Raw genomic sequence first — 14,091 nt, 5'->3', positions numbered from 1 at the left:
TCCCCGCTCGCGGGGAGAGGGGACTGGAGGACGCGGCGAACCCCTTTTTGCTCCCAAGCGGGAGAGATGCAAACGGGCGCCGCTTGTCCCTTCTCCCCGCAAGCGGGGACAAGGTGGCGGCAGCCGGATGAGGGGCACATGGAGCAGTATCTAATGGAGCAGTATCTATAAGAAAGACCACGCATATGCAGGCAGATTTCGTCATCATCGGTTCCGGTTCGGCTGGCTCGGCGCTGGCCTATCGCCTGTCGGAAGACGGCAAGCATTCGGTCATCGTGCTGGAGTTCGGCGGCTCGGACGTCGGCCCGTTCATCCAGATGCCGGCAGCGCTCGCCTGGCCGATGAGCATGAACCGCTACAATTGGGGTTATCTCTCCGAACCGGAGCCGAACCTCAACAACCGACGCATCACCGCGCCGCGCGGCAAGGTGATCGGCGGTTCCTCCTCGATCAACGGCATGGTCTATGTGCGCGGCCACGCGGAGGACTTCAACCGCTGGGAGGAGTTGGGCGCCCAAGGCTGGGCCTACGCCGATGTGCTTCCCTATTTCAAGCGGATGGAACATTCGCATGGTGGCGAAGACGGCTGGCGCGGCACGCAGGGGCCGCTGCATGTCCAGCGCGGCAGCGTCAGGAACCCGCTTTTTCACGCCTTCATCCAGGCGGGGAAGCAGGCAGGGTTCGAACTCACCGACGACTATAACGGCTCCAAGCAGGAAGGCTTCGGCCTGATGGAGCAGACGACCTGGCAAGGCCGGCGCTGGTCAGCGGCCTCCGCCTATCTGAAGCCGGCGCTGAAGCGCCCGAATGTCCGACTGATCCGCTGCCTCGCCCACAAGGTCGTCATCGAGAACGGCCGCGCGACCGGCGTCGAGATCGAGCGCAATGGTCAAACCGAGGTGGTGAAGGCCAACCGCGAAGTGATCGTCTCCGCCTCCTCCTTCAACTCGCCGAAGCTGTTGATGCTCTCCGGCATCGGTCCGGCGGCGCATCTGAAGGAGATGGGCATCGAGGTGAAGGCCGACCGGCCGGGCGTCGGTCAGAACCTTCAGGATCACATGGAGTTTTATTTCCAGCAGGTCAGCACGAAGCCGGTGTCGCTCTATTCTTGGCTGCCATGGTTCTGGCAGGGGGTCGCGGGCGCGCAATGGCTACTCTTCAAGAGAGGCCTCGGCGTTTCCAACCAGTTCGAGGCCTGCGCCTTCCTTCGTTCGGCACCGGGGGTCAAACAGCCCGATATCCAGTACCATTTCCTGCCCGTGGCGATCAGCTACGACGGCAAGGCGGCGGCCAACACGCACGGCTTCCAGGTCCATGTCGGCTACAACCTCTCACAGTCGCGCGGCAGCGTCACCCTTCGCTCGTCCGACCCGACGGCCGATCCGGTGATCCGCTTCAACTACATGAGCCACCCGGAGGACTGGGAGAAATTCCGCCACTGCGTGCGGCTGACGCGCGAGATCTTCGCCCAGAAGGCCTTCGACCAGTACCGCGGACCGGAAATTCAGCCTGGCGACAAGGTCCAGACGGACGAGGAGATCGACGCCTTCCTGCGTGAACATCTCGAAAGCGCCTACCATCCCTGCGGCACCTGCAAGATGGGCGCCAAGGACGACCCGATGGCAGTGGTGGATCCGGAAACGCGGGTGATCGGCGTCGATGGCTTGCGCGTCGCCGACTCCTCAATCTTCCCGCATGTCACCTACGGCAACCTCAACGGTCCCTCGATCATGACCGGCGAGAAGGCAGCCGACCACATCCTCGGTAAGCAGCCGCTCGCCCGCTCCAACCAGGAGCCCTGGATCAATCCGCGCTGGGCGCTCAGCGACCGGTAGATGGTAAGGAGCCTGGAGGCGGGTCAAAAAGTGCGTCCGGCTCCCTGGGCATGTCCTCACTCCGAAAGAAAACCGATCCAGCGGCCGGCAAGGACCGCTCCGGTCCAGATCGCCATCGAAAGCAGTGCCGAAAGGCGGACTCTCCAGGAGAGCGGTCCGCCTTTGACGGCGACACGCCATTGCGGCGTCAGATGCAGCAAAACCGCATTGACGATGCCGAGTGCGAGCAGCGTGATTTTTGTCAGGAAGGCAGCGTTGCCCGCATATTCAAGCGGGCGGACACTGAAGAGGCAGAAGCCCGTGACGATGGCTAGGACTACGCCGGTTGCTGCGGCGCGCGAGAGGTACGGCCCGATCGCCGGGACCGGCACCTTGCCGAAAAACCCGATCAGGCGCAGGTCGAGTGGCAGGATCGCACCGACGATTATTCCGATCGACAGGATATGGGCAGCGTTCACGAACAGGTAGAGGAGCGCGGAGCGTCGTATCGCCACCGCGAAAGGCAGGGCGCCGATCCACTCCAACGCCTCCATCCCGTTCGTCAATTCGTCTGTATCCGTTCCGGATAGAGGTTATAGACTTTGCCGGCGACGGTGATCCGAACGGCCTTCATCCTCTTCTCGTTCCGATCGAGCGAACGGTTGCCGAGGGCCACCACGGGATCGCCGACTTTCGCCACGCCCTCGACAAAGCCGGAGCGCTCAGTCTGCCGCGGGTTGGCAAGTTCGACCCGCCAGAGGCCGTCATTCTCCGTCTCGACGTCCAGCGTCGGATGCGGCGGGGCCATGGAAATCTCCCGGATTGTCCCGGAAAGTTCGATTTGATCGGCCTCCGCCCAGGACCAGCCATGGTGGGCATAGGCGCCAGTCACGAGAAGCAGTCCGAGCGAGCCTCCAACAAGGATGCGAGCGGGTAAGGACCTAACCATCACTTGTCTCCTTTTAGCGATCGGAAGATCAGCCTGAACCTGGAGCACGCGGAACGAAAGGACAGGGTATTCAACTATTCTTGAATGGCGAGCATGGGCCTGTGTTCGCCGGCGGAGCTTACCATGCGCCCTTCCACCATGAGTAATCTATCAAATTACTAGGTTTTCTTAGAACTTTAGGGATCAGAGAGATATTTGCTCTGATCCTTGAGCAATAGAAATCCGTTTTTCTGTCATTTGTCACAAACGGCTGCGATATTCCGAGCAAATTGCAACGGGATGTAGCCATGACCACGCAGACCCTCGAAGCCCAAGCGGAAGCCCTGAGCGAGGCGCTCGAAGGCCTCGATCTTGCCGGACGCCTGGCGCTCATCGCCGGTCTTGAAGGCAGGGCCGTTTTCACGACGTCGCTCGGTATCGAGGATCAGGTTATCACGGCCGCGATCGGCACCGACCGCCTCGACATCGATGTAGCGACGCTGAAGACTGGCCGCCTCTTCAACGAGACTGTCGCGCTTATCGACAAGACCGAGGAAACCTACGGGATCCTCATCAAGCGTTTCTACCCCGAAAAGTCCGACATCGACGCCTATGTGGCGCAGTATGGCATGAACGGTTTCTACGAAAGCGTGGAAGCCAGACATGCCTGTTGCGGCGTGCGCAAGCTGAAGCCGCTTGCGCGTGCGCTCGAGGGGGCAAGCTACTGGATCACCGGCCTTCGCCGCGGTCAGTCGGGCAATCGTGCCGCTACCCCGTTTGCCGAAGCCGACATCGAACGCGGGCTTATCAAGATCAATCCGCTCGCGGATTGGGATATCGAGGCGATCCGCGCCCATGTCGCAGCACAAGCCATTCCGGTCAACCCGCTGCACGACCGCGGCTATCCCTCGATCGGCTGCGAGCCCTGCACCCGCGCGATAAAGCCCGGCGAGCTGGAGCGCGCCGGACGCTGGTGGTGGGAGAACGACGAGAAGCGCGAATGCGGCCTGCACGTTCCGGAAGCGGCCTCCTCCATCATTCCCAGCGCCAGCAACGCCGCCTGAAGGCGGCCGGCGCATCAGAGACAAAGTATCCTCCCCGGAGTTCGAAATGCCCCATAACCATCCGGAAACGGAACTGCATAATCCGCAGAGCACGAAGCCGCCGCTCGATCCGCATCTCAAGGCGCTCGAAAACGAAGCGATCCACATTTTCCGTGAGGTTGCCGCCGAATTCGAGCGCCCGGTGATGCTCTATTCGATCGGCAAGGATTCGTCCGTGCTCTTGCATCTGGCGCGCAAGGCCTTCTACCCTGGCCGCGTCCCCTTCCCGCTGCTTCATGTCGATACCGGCTGGAAGTTCCAGGAAATGATCGCGTTTCGCGACGAGATGGTCGAAAAATACGATCTCGACCTGGTCGTCCATACCAACCCGCGCGGGGCGAAGGAGAATGTCACCCCCTTCTCGCACGGCTCGGCGCTCTATACCGACATCATGAAGACGGAAGCACTGCGCCAGGCGCTTGATGCCGGCCGGTACGATGCCGCCTTCGGCGGCGCACGCCGCGACGAAGAAGCAAGCCGCGCCAAGGAGCGGATCTATTCGTTCCGCACGCCGGACCACCGCTGGGATCCGCGCAACCAGCGCCCCGAGCTCTGGAACCTCTATAACGGCATGATCCGCAAGGGCGAAAGCGTGCGCGCGTTCCCGCTCTCCAACTGGACCGAGGTCGACATCTGGCGCTACATCCAGGCGGAAGAGATTCCGATCGTGCCGCTCTACTTCGCCAAGAAGCGCCCGATTGTCGAACGTGACGGCATGATGATCCTTGCCGAGGATCCGCGTCTCGAACTTCTTCCAGGCGAGATGAAGCGCGAGGAAGTGATCCGCTTCCGCACGCTCGGTTGTTTCCCGCTGACGGGCGCCATCCGTTCCAGCGCCACGACGCTCGACGCCATCATTTCCGAACTTGAAACCGCGACCGTCTCCGAACGACAGGGACGCGCCATCGACCGGGACCAGTCAGGCTCGATGGAAAAGAAAAAACGCGAGGGATATTTCTGATGACCGCACCCGCAATCGCGAACGCCGCCCTGGACGACGCAACCGCCGTGGCAGCCTATCCGGCGCAGGAGCCGGTGCGCGCCACACGCGATTCCCGCCCGCTTCGCCTCATCACCTGCGGCAGCGTCGACGACGGCAAATCGACGCTGATCGGTCGGCTGCTGTGGGACACCAAGGCGGTCAAGGAAGACCAGGCCGCAACCCTTCAGCGTGATTCCAACGGCAAGCAGAACGATCTCGGCCTGCCCGATTTCGCGCTGCTTCTGGACGGGCTGCAGGCCGAGCGCGAACAGGGCATCACCATCGATGTCGCCTATCGCTACTTCTCGACCGACAAGCGCTCCTTCATCGTTGCCGACACGCCCGGTCACGAGCAATACACGCGCAACATGGCGACCGGCGCCTCGACCGCCGATCTCGCCGTGCTCCTGGTCGATGCGCGCGTCGGCCTTCTGGAGCAGACCCGCCGCCACGCGACGATCGCAACGCTGATGGGCATCCGCCAGTTCGTGCTCGCCGTCAACAAGATCGACCTCACCAATTATGACCGCGCCCGCTTCGAGCAGATCTCGCACGAGTTCAAGGAACTCGCCTTGTCGCTCGGTGTGCGGCAAGTCACGGCGATCCCGGTTTCGGCACTCAAGGGCGAGAACGTCGTCTATGACGGCCGTGCCTCCATGCCCTGGTACGATGGCCCGACGCTGATCGAGGTTTTGGAACTCGCAACGACCCGCTCCGCGCAGACCGTCGGCTTCCGCCTGCCCGTTCAACGCGTCTCGCGCCCGGGCGAGAGCTTCCGCGGCTATCAGGGCACGGTTGCCGGCGGCTCGGTGAAACCCGGCGACTCCGTCGTGATCCTGCCGTCCGGCATGGTCGCCAACGTCACCAAGATCGTCACCTTCGACCTCGTGCGCAACGCGGCCGTCGCCGGCGACGCGGTCACGCTGGTGCTCGACCGCCAGGTCGACGTCTCGCGCGGCGACGTGATCGCGGCGATCGACAGCCAGCCGATGACCGGACTTGCCTTCGACGCCCAGCTCGTTGCCCTTCAGCCGGAGGGCATCCAGCCCGGCAAGCGCTACTGGCTGAAATCCGGCAGCCGCCGCCAGCGCGTGCAGGTGCAACCCGCAAGCCAGCTCGATCTCAAGACCGGCAAGTGGAACCATGCGGACGAGCTGCCGATGAACGCCATCGGCAAGGTTCATCTCGTCTTCGATGAACAGGCGATCTTCGACGCTTACGAACAGAACCGCACCACCGGCGCCTTCATCCTGATCGACCCGGACACCAACAACACAGTTGCCGGCGGCATGATCACCGCCAAGCGCGCCGCCCTCGGCGGCATCCATGCGGAAGAAAGCCGGGTGATCCTGTCGCTGCCGGCGGACCTAGCCGACCAGCTGATGGCGACGGAACTCTTCGCGGGCCGGCGAGAGGACGTGGAGATCCGTCGCGTCACTGCCGGCAAGGCGGCCGAAATCATCGACACGATCGACGGCTGACCGGCAACTTATCGAAGTTGCAAAAGGGGCCATTCGGCCCCTTTTCATTGGTCTCGCGGTCGTCGGAGATCGCTCCGCTTTATCTCTTCCAAACAGTGTCGACCGCCCTAGCTTTCGCCAGATGAAGCGAGGAGACGCCCGATGGTTGGCGACGACAGGAACGAGATGCCCAAAGCTGCTTCAGACCGCCACGATGACGATGGAAGCATTTGCGCGGAAATACCGCCTGGATGACGACGAGGCCAATCGGCTGGAAGAGGAATTCGGCGCCGCTGCACCCGAACTCGTGCTGCTCAAGGCTGCACGACGCAACGGACTTCCCGAGGAGTGAGGACTCATCGCGGATCATCAAGCGTTCCGCTCGATCGGAGCCATCTGCATCGTCAGCGGAGGCGGGTCGCCGTTGCGCCAAAGCTGGTACCCGATGACACTGCCCAAGATGGCAGACCAGATAACGATTTCGCGCAGTGTGAAAATTGGTTCCTTCAACATCGCGACCTCACGGGAGTGCGTTTGCTGAAGGGCATAGTGGCGCTGATCGTTCACCCTGAATAGATAACATTTGGTTTACGGTCTATTTCAAACTGAACAATCAAGGCGCCTGCTTGCGTCGGCTCAGGCCGCCGAGACGAAGCCGTCGAAACTGCGTGGAGCGAAGCCGGGAAACGATCCCGTCTCGTGTCCGCCCCTGAGAAATTAGGGTTTTAAACTCGACCGCCCATTCGTAAGCTGCCGCGTCGATCATGACGATCGATAGGACTGTTTCATCGTTTCCGAACGCCGTGGGACAGTCCGCCTCGGCCACAAGCCGCCGTTGCAGGACATAGCGCGACCCAGAGCCTGCGCCACCCGATTCCCTAATGGACCGTGGATGCCGTTACGCCGCGACAATCGCGCGACCTCGTCGACAAAATAGTTCGGTAAATGATTGATTTGGCTGGTCGGAGTGGCGTGATTCGAACACGCGACCCCCACGTCCCGAACGTGGTGCGCTACCAGACTGCGCTACACTCCGTGACCAGCGGCGCCTCTATAGAACAGCATTTTCGATTTCACAAGCGCCCATCGCAAAAAAGAACGCCGCCTGACGCAAAAATTTCGAGCAGTGGAAAACCCCGCGGCGTGCCTCGCGCCGAGCGGCAATAGGGCGTTTCTGCAACGCTTCATAATTTCCTCAAAACCGGCGGCCATGGCGGATTTTCTTTCACACGCTTTGGCGCTAGAGGCACAGCGGAAAGCTAGGAAATCCGGGGGATACGGGCTTCCGCGCCGGAAATTTCAGTACGAGACTCAAAGGGACAAAAACATGAACTTCCGCATGATGACGGTCGCCGGCCTTGCGCTGGCCCTTGCCGGCTGCACGACGACTTCTGGAGTGGCAAGAAACGCGGTCGAAACGCAATGGCTTGGCAAGCCTGCCGGCACCTTCTTCGCTCAGTTCGGCCCCCCGATCGCCGACGTCGAAACGGGTGACGATACCGTCTACAGTTGGAAGGGCGGCTACAAGACCCGCAAGGTCCCGGCCGAGTATGAAAAGACCGCCGACGGCAAACGCGGCAAGCGCATCTCCGCCGCCCGCACGGAATACTTGAGCTGCTCGGTACAACTCACCGTCTCGTCCGACTACGTCATCCGCGCCGTCCGCCTCGTCGGCGACCGCAAGCGCGCCAACGGCCCGAGCTGGTGTGAGGAATTTCTGGGCGGCGCCAAGGCGGAGTAAGGTTCACCTCCGCTACTGCATGTCTCCTTAAATCGTAGCCGATTTAAGGGTTAGAAGCATGCAGCAATTCAAAGTGCTACAGCGACCTTTGCGCGTCTGATAAGGCGCGCGGCGCTGTAGGGTTCGACGACCCGTCGGCAAAGCCGGCGGGTTTTTTGCGACCCGCGGCCGCGGGCATTGCCACCTCCAGCAACGATGCTCGGACAGACGGAACGCTGGTTTCATTCCTTTCGGCGGCTAAACGAATCCCGGGTAATGGTCTGAAGGGCACGATCTGTTGCACGATCGAGTGGCACGCCGCCCCGCGATTGCTCCCAGCCTTTTCATCCGGCCGCCATGGGCTTAGGCTCCGGGTCCTGAGTTTTCCCCGAGACCCCGGAGCTCCCCATGCGTGATCTGCACCTGCCCGGCCGTTCCGTCGTCATGGGCCGGAATGGCGCCGCCGCCACCTCGCACTTTCTTTCGACGCTCGCCGCGATCGAGATCCTGCGCCGCGGCGGCAACGCTGCCGACGCAGCCATTGCCGCCTGCGCCGTGCAATGTGTGGTGGAGCCGGGCTCGACCGGCGTCGGCGGCGACAATTTCGTTCTCTTTGCCCCCGCCCGTGCCGATCCGGCGCGCGCCACGAAGGGCGGAAAGGTCTATGGCCTGAACGGCTCGGGCCGTGCGCCCAAGGGCCTTACCGTCGAGCATCTTCTGAAGCAAGGACTGAAAGAGATCGGGCTGACCTCGGTGCATGCCGTCACCATACCCGGCGCCGTCGATTCCTGGAGCAAGCTGAACCAGCGCTTCGGGTCCATGCCGCTCGCCGAGTTGCTGCAGCCCGCCATCCGCCATGCCGAGGAGGGCTTCGTGGTGACAGAGCGCGTCGCCACCGATTGGGCCCGCAACGAAGGCAAGCTCAAGGCGGACGCCAACAGCGCGCGCATGTGGTTGAAGGAGGGCGGCCACGCGCCGAACGCCGGCGACGTCTTCCGCCAGCCCGAGCATGCGAAAGTCCTCCGCGAGATCGCCGCCAAGGGCCGTGACGGCTTTTATGCCGGCTGGGTCGCCGAGGATATGGTGGAATACCTGCGCAGCCTGGGCGGCATGCATGCGCTGGAGGATTTCGCCACGCAAGAGGCCTTCTGGGTCGAGCCAATTTCGACGACCTATCGCGGGATCGAACTCCTGGAGATCCCGCCGAACGGTGTCGGCATCACGACATTGTTGATGCTTAACATCCTGAGCGGCTTCGACCTCAGCAAATACGATCCGGTCGGCGTCGAGCGTTTCCATATCGAAGCCGAGGCCACGAGGCTGGCCTTCGAGGCGCGCGACATGTATGTCGCCGACCCCGCCTTTGCCGACGTGCCGGTGCAGAAGCTGCTCTCGGCCGGCTTCGCCGAAGAGCTTCGCGGCCGCATCGACCTGAAAAAGGCCATGCCGACGCTTGGGACGACGCCCGCCACTACGACGTATCGCGATACGGTTTATATCAGCGTGGTCGACGAGGAGGGCAATGCCTGCTCCTTTATCAATTCGCTGTTCTGGCCCTATGGCACGGGCCTCAGCAGCCCGAAGACCGGCGTGCTCCTGCAGAACCGCGGTACCGGCTTCAGCCTCGATCCCGCCCATCCCAATTGCGTGGCGCCATGGAAACGCCCGCTGCACACCATCATTCCGGCAATGGCGATGAAGGACGGCAAGCCCTGGCTCTCATTCGGGGTGATGGGCGGCGGCTTCCAACCGGTCGGCCAGAGCCATGTGCTGACAAATATCCTCGACTTCGGCATGAATGTTCAGGAGGCGATCGACTGCGCCCGCGGCTTCCATCAGATGGGCCGCTTCGAGGCCGAGCGCGGCATCCGCGAGCATGTGCTCCACGGCCTCGCGGCGCTCGGCCACGAGATCAAGATGGCCGAGATGCCCCATGGCGGCGGTCAGGCGATCATGATCGATGCGGCGAATGGCGTGCTGCAGGCTGGCTCGGACCCGCGCAAGGATGGCTGCGCGCTCGCCTTTTGAAACATTCCTACAGCGCCGCGCGTCTTAATCAGAGGCGCAAAAGACTCTATAGCATTTTGAATTGCTGCACGTTTTTATCCTTAAATCGGCACGATTTAAGAAACCACGCAGCCGCCAAGATGCTCGACCGAGATGGCCGCAGATGGCCCGGTTCGACCTTCCGCCGCCACTCGCCACCGGCGGCAGTCACATTGACGGATCGAACGGCCTAAATCACTGAGATGACTCTGCCGGCGGAGTCGAGGCGACATGTGATCCGGGCCTGACGGACCTGAATGCCACCTTGTCTTGCGTAGTCTATGCGCACCGCGAGCGGGGCCACGAGCGCGCCGCGGCGGTCCCGCTGGAGAGGACCGGCGCTTGTCGCGCCCACCCACACGGCGCCGAGGGGCGACGCAGCCGACACGATCGCCTGACGGCAGGCGCGAACCACGGCGAGCGGTATGGCGGCGCGCGGTATGGCCGGGATCGCCCCAGTTCGAGTCGGGTCCAATGAGGGGTAGCCCGGTTCGCCTCGCTCGTTTCCGGTCCGCCCCACTCTAAACGGCCACAGGAAGCGAGGCAGAGCCGCGAGCGGTCGTAAGCCGCCTGCGGGAGGGTTGCCGGTGACCGGGCTGGGAGTCCCGCCGGCACTCCCTGGCGGGCCACCTGAAACCGTCCCCGGAACGGTCCCCGCTCCCGCACCTCCCGACAACACGACACCCGAACCAGGTGCTGTGACCGAACCCCCTGAAGCCGCGGGACGAGTTCCCGCCCTTCCACCGTGCGATGACCCGGCTTTCAAACCGGCGCCCCCCGATTTGCCGCCACTCTTACCGCCGCCTTTGCCACTGACGCCAACGGTTGATTTCCCATTCTTGGCGACCGACACTCCAGCGTTTGCTCCGCCCACCTGGCTGCCGCTCGTGCTAATACCTACCGAGGCGCCATTTTTGCTGAGACCTATACTGACACCGACTCCGGTACCGCCGACCGTAACGCCAGCGCCAAGGGCCGAGGCAGGGCCGATCGCAACTGTGATCAACAATGTGACCGCTAGATTCGCGCGCATCGTCGTATTCCTCATCTCCGGGCAAATCAGCCCTCGAATTTGCCCTCCACCTCCGTTACCAAAGCCCACTCACCGGCAACCGTTCAGGAAGCAGCGCGTCGGGGAGCGCAATCGTCGCCGGTCGAACGACCCGCATTGGCTTGCGGACCTGTACCTTCCGAACCTTCTGCGATCCCGAATCACGGGCCGATCGTGCACCGGTCGGTGCAGCGGCCTTTGCACGTTCACTTGTACGATTACCCGCGCGCGCCTTCGGTTGCTCGATATCCTCCACGCGGCGCTCAGCTCGAGGTTTGAGGATGTCCCGCTCCTTACGCGCCCCCAGGTCGCGGCCATTGCCGCGCTCGCGCTGCTCCAATGCCGTGCGCTGCGCCGCCAAGACCCGGGTCAATTCCTCTTTTGCCGCGTCGCGTTCCCGGCGAGCAGCGTCGAGATCGCGCGCAAGCGATCTTGCGTTCTCGGACTCCAGTGCGAGCGCTTCGCCTGCCCGGCTTGCCGCCGTCTCGGCAAGCTTTCGAGCCTCGGCGGCGGCAGCCTGCTCAGCGGCGGCGAGATTGGCGCGGGCCTCGAGGGCTGCTAGCGATTGGCGAGCTGCCGCGAGATCGCGTTCGTAAGCTCCAAGCTTGTGCCGCTCCTCATCAAGGGCTCGTTTCGCATCGGCCTGTTCCCGGCGAGCAGCGTCGAGATCCCGCGCAAGCGATTTTCTCTTCTCGGACTCCGATGCGAGCGCTTCGCCTACCCGGCTTGCCGTCGTCTCGGCAAGCATTCGAGCCTCGACAGCGCCAGCCTGCTCAGCCGCGGTGAGATCCGCGCGAGCCTCGAGGGCTGCTAGCGATTGACGGGCTGCCGCGAGATCGCGTTCGTAGGCTCCAAGCTTATGCCGCTCCTCATCAAGGGCTCGTTTCGCATCGGCCAGGGCCACCTCCCCGGCTTGCCGCGCTCTCAGCGCGGCGGCCTCTGACTGGATCACTCCAGCGGCTTTGGCCTTCAAATCTTCCATCTCGCGCTGCGCCGCCGCCAGGTCGCCGATACCGCGCTCACGCTGCTCCAGCGCCGTGCGCTGCGCCGCCAAGACCCGGGTCAATTCCCCTTTTGCCGTGTCGCGTTCCCGGCGAACAACGTAGAGATCGTGCGCAAGCGATCTTCTCTTCTCGGACTCCAATGCGAGTGCCTCGCCTGTCCGGCTTGCCGCCGCCTCGGCAAGCTTTCGAGCCTCGACAGCGGCAGCCTGCTCAGTGGCGGCGAGATTGGCGCGAGCCTCGAGGGCGGCAAGCGATTGGCGGGCTGCTGCGAGATCGCGTTCGTAAGCGCCAAGCCTATGCCGCTCCTCATCAAGGGCTCGTTTCGCATCGGCCAGGGCCAGCTCCCCGGCTTGCCGCGCTCTCAGCGCGGCGGCCTCTGACTGGATCGCTCCAGCGGCTTTGGCCTTCAAATCTTCCATCTCGCGCCGCGCCGCCGCCATCTCGCCGCCATTATCGCGCTCAAGCTGCTCCAACGCCGTGCGCTGCGCCGCCAAGACCCGGGTCAATTCCTCTTCTGCCGCGTCGCGTTCCCGGCGAGCAGCGTCGAGATCCCGCGCAAGCGATTTTCTCTTCTCGGACTCCGATGCGAGCGCCGCGCCTGCCCGGCTTGCCGTCGCCTCCGCAAGCTTTCGAGCCTCCACCGCAGTGGCCTGCTCAGTGGCGGCGAGATTGGCGCGGGCCTCGAGGGCGGCAAGCGATTGACGAGCCGCTGCTAGATCGCGTTCGTAGGCTCCCAGCCTATGCCGCTCCTCATCAAGGGCTCGTTTCGCATCGGCCAGGGTCACCTCCCCGGCTTGCCGCGCTCTCAGCGCAGCGGCCTCTGACTGGATCGCTCCAGCGGCTTTGGCCTTCAAATCTTCCATCTCGCGCCGCGCCGTCGTCAGATCGCGAGCAAGTTCTTCGGCCCTTTGGCGCTGCTGTTCCAGGGCGCGCTCCTGTTCATTCCCCGTATCAGCAGCTCTGTGCGCCTGTTCCGCAGCGTCGTCGCCTGCCCGCCGCATCGCGTCAAGGTCCCGTCTGGCCGCGGCGAGATCCCGGCGGAGAACTTCCTCTCGCGCATCACCGGCCGTTTGCGCACCGTTCCTGATTGCGTCGACGTCTTTGCGCGCCGCGAGGAGCTTTTGTTCCAGCGCGGCGCTCCTGGCGCGTTCGCGTGCGGCTTTCTCATTAGCCTCACTGACGACCGCGTCCGCAGCTTCCTTCGCTTGTACCGTGGTATTCGCTGCCTGATCGAGTTGAACGCTCATGGCCTTCAGGTTGGCCCATGCAGCACTGAGCTCCTGCGTCAGGGTGGCGCCCAGCTGACGCTCCGTCTGCGTTTCTCGGCGAGCCGCTTCGAGCTCCCGGCGCGTGGTTGCCAAGTCCTGACGCAAGGCTTCGACCCTGGACCGTTCTCGCTTCAGAGCAGACAGCAGCTCCGGTGCCGACGGCGCTGCGACGCGCAATTGCGCCACCGGCGGGCGTCTTTCGGCATGGGTGGGCGATGGCTGCCCTTCTGGCGCCGGCGTTGGTCTTTGAGCGATCACGACCGCACCTTCCCGGCTGGCGCTTCCGGCATCCGGCGCCGTCTGACTTACTGCCGGCGATCCGAGCAGCAGAACAAGGTAGAAGGGGGTGAAGAAGTGGGCGACAACGACCGACCTCTGCCGCATGCGATGCCACGGTACTGCCGTGGCTCGACCGTCCCTGGAGGAAGATGCAGGCCTGCCGCAGGTCGGCACGAATTGCTTGATATCCATGACTGATCCTCCGGCTAGGCGCGACTGGCACAAAAAGTCATGGCGCACAGCGCTGGTGATCCCTCAAGGGTACGGTTCAGTGTAGCATGGCTGGTCCGTGGCGATGCGCTTCAAATAGGATTAGGTATCCGCCAAATGGCTTAACTCGTTTTCGTTATCTAAGCCTCTTGAGCCGACGTCGTACGTCAGTGCCGCAAGGGCGTGAGCCGCGGCGAATCGGCCAGAACAAGGGCGGCGAAACGGT

The 14,091-nt window shown here is 63.3% G+C and carries 10 protein-coding genes and 1 tRNA gene; 7 read left to right on the top strand and 4 right to left on the bottom strand.

The window, feature by feature from the left end; translation table 11 throughout:
* Nucleotides 1-185 precede the first annotated feature (185 nt).
* Entirely contained in the window at nucleotides 186-1,835 is a 1,650-nt protein-coding gene (gene betA, locus RB548_RS03470) for a choline dehydrogenase (RefSeq protein WP_331373658.1), read from the top strand.
* 56 nt (nucleotides 1,836-1,891) lie between these two features.
* Here betA and RB548_RS03465 read toward each other — a convergent pair whose 3' ends face one another.
* Both RB548_RS03465 and RB548_RS03460 read right to left on the bottom strand, forming a co-directional pair.
* Entirely contained in the window at nucleotides 1,892-2,368 is a 477-nt protein-coding gene (locus RB548_RS03465; RefSeq protein WP_331374872.1) for a DUF6644 family protein, read from the bottom strand.
* A gap of 8 nt (nucleotides 2,369-2,376) precedes the next feature.
* The gene (locus RB548_RS03460) at nucleotides 2,377-2,763 is read right to left on the bottom strand and encodes a DUF6152 family protein (protein ID WP_331373657.1); all 387 of its coding nucleotides are present in this window, start codon (nucleotides 2,761-2,763) and stop codon (nucleotides 2,377-2,379) included.
* Between the two features lie 287 nt (nucleotides 2,764-3,050).
* Between RB548_RS03460 and RB548_RS03455 the strand changes: the two genes are divergently transcribed.
* The 4 genes from RB548_RS03455 to RB548_RS03440 all read left to right on the top strand — a co-directional run bounded on the left by RB548_RS03455 (nucleotide 3,051) and on the right by RB548_RS03440 (nucleotide 6,639).
* Nucleotides 3,051-3,806 carry a phosphoadenylyl-sulfate reductase gene (locus tag RB548_RS03455; RefSeq protein WP_331373656.1) on the top strand — a complete coding sequence of 252 codons (756 nt, stop codon included), beginning with the start codon at nucleotides 3,051-3,053 and terminating at the stop codon, nucleotides 3,804-3,806.
* A gap of 46 nt (nucleotides 3,807-3,852) precedes the next feature.
* Entirely contained in the window at nucleotides 3,853-4,806 is a 954-nt protein-coding gene (gene cysD / locus RB548_RS03450; RefSeq protein WP_331373655.1) for a sulfate adenylyltransferase subunit CysD, read from the top strand.
* Nucleotides 4,806-6,308 (top strand): sulfate adenylyltransferase subunit CysN, encoded by a 1,503-nt coding sequence (gene cysN, locus RB548_RS03445; RefSeq protein ID WP_331373654.1) that lies wholly within the window; start codon nucleotides 4,806-4,808, stop codon nucleotides 6,306-6,308. The genes cysD and cysN overlap by 1 nt, the downstream gene beginning before the upstream one ends.
* Before the next feature lie 193 nt (nucleotides 6,309-6,501).
* Nucleotides 6,502-6,639 carry a hypothetical protein gene (locus tag RB548_RS03440; protein WP_408642429.1) on the top strand — a complete coding sequence of 46 codons (138 nt, stop codon included), beginning with the start codon at nucleotides 6,502-6,504 and terminating at the stop codon, nucleotides 6,637-6,639.
* Nucleotides 6,640-7,246: 607 nt separating this feature from the next.
* Here the strand turns inward: RB548_RS03440 and RB548_RS03435 are convergent.
* Nucleotides 7,247-7,323, bottom strand: a tRNA-Pro gene (locus tag RB548_RS03435).
* A gap of 291 nt (nucleotides 7,324-7,614) precedes the next feature.
* Between RB548_RS03435 and RB548_RS03430 the strand changes: the two genes are divergently transcribed.
* Nucleotides 7,615-8,028 carry a hypothetical protein gene (locus RB548_RS03430; RefSeq protein ID WP_331373652.1) on the top strand — a complete coding sequence of 138 codons (414 nt, stop codon included), beginning with the start codon at nucleotides 7,615-7,617 and terminating at the stop codon, nucleotides 8,026-8,028.
* 387 nt (nucleotides 8,029-8,415) lie between these two features.
* Nucleotides 8,416-10,035, top strand: coding sequence for a gamma-glutamyltransferase (gene ggt / locus RB548_RS03425; protein WP_331373651.1), 1,620 nt, complete (start codon nucleotides 8,416-8,418; stop codon nucleotides 10,033-10,035).
* Nucleotides 10,036-11,141: 1,106 nt separating this feature from the next.
* Here ggt and RB548_RS03420 read toward each other — a convergent pair.
* Nucleotides 11,142-13,847: a coiled-coil domain-containing protein gene (locus RB548_RS03420; protein ID WP_331373650.1), complete on the bottom strand. Its 2,706-nt coding sequence runs from the start codon at nucleotides 13,845-13,847 to the stop codon at nucleotides 11,142-11,144.
* Between the last annotated feature and the right edge of the window lie 244 nt (nucleotides 13,848-14,091).

The organism is Sinorhizobium chiapasense, from assembly GCF_036488675.1.
Classification (GTDB): domain Bacteria; phylum Pseudomonadota; class Alphaproteobacteria; order Rhizobiales; family Rhizobiaceae; genus Sinorhizobium; species Sinorhizobium chiapasense.
The sequence above is the reverse complement of the archived record's forward strand: the minus strand, read 5'-3'. Positions and strand labels throughout refer to the sequence as shown.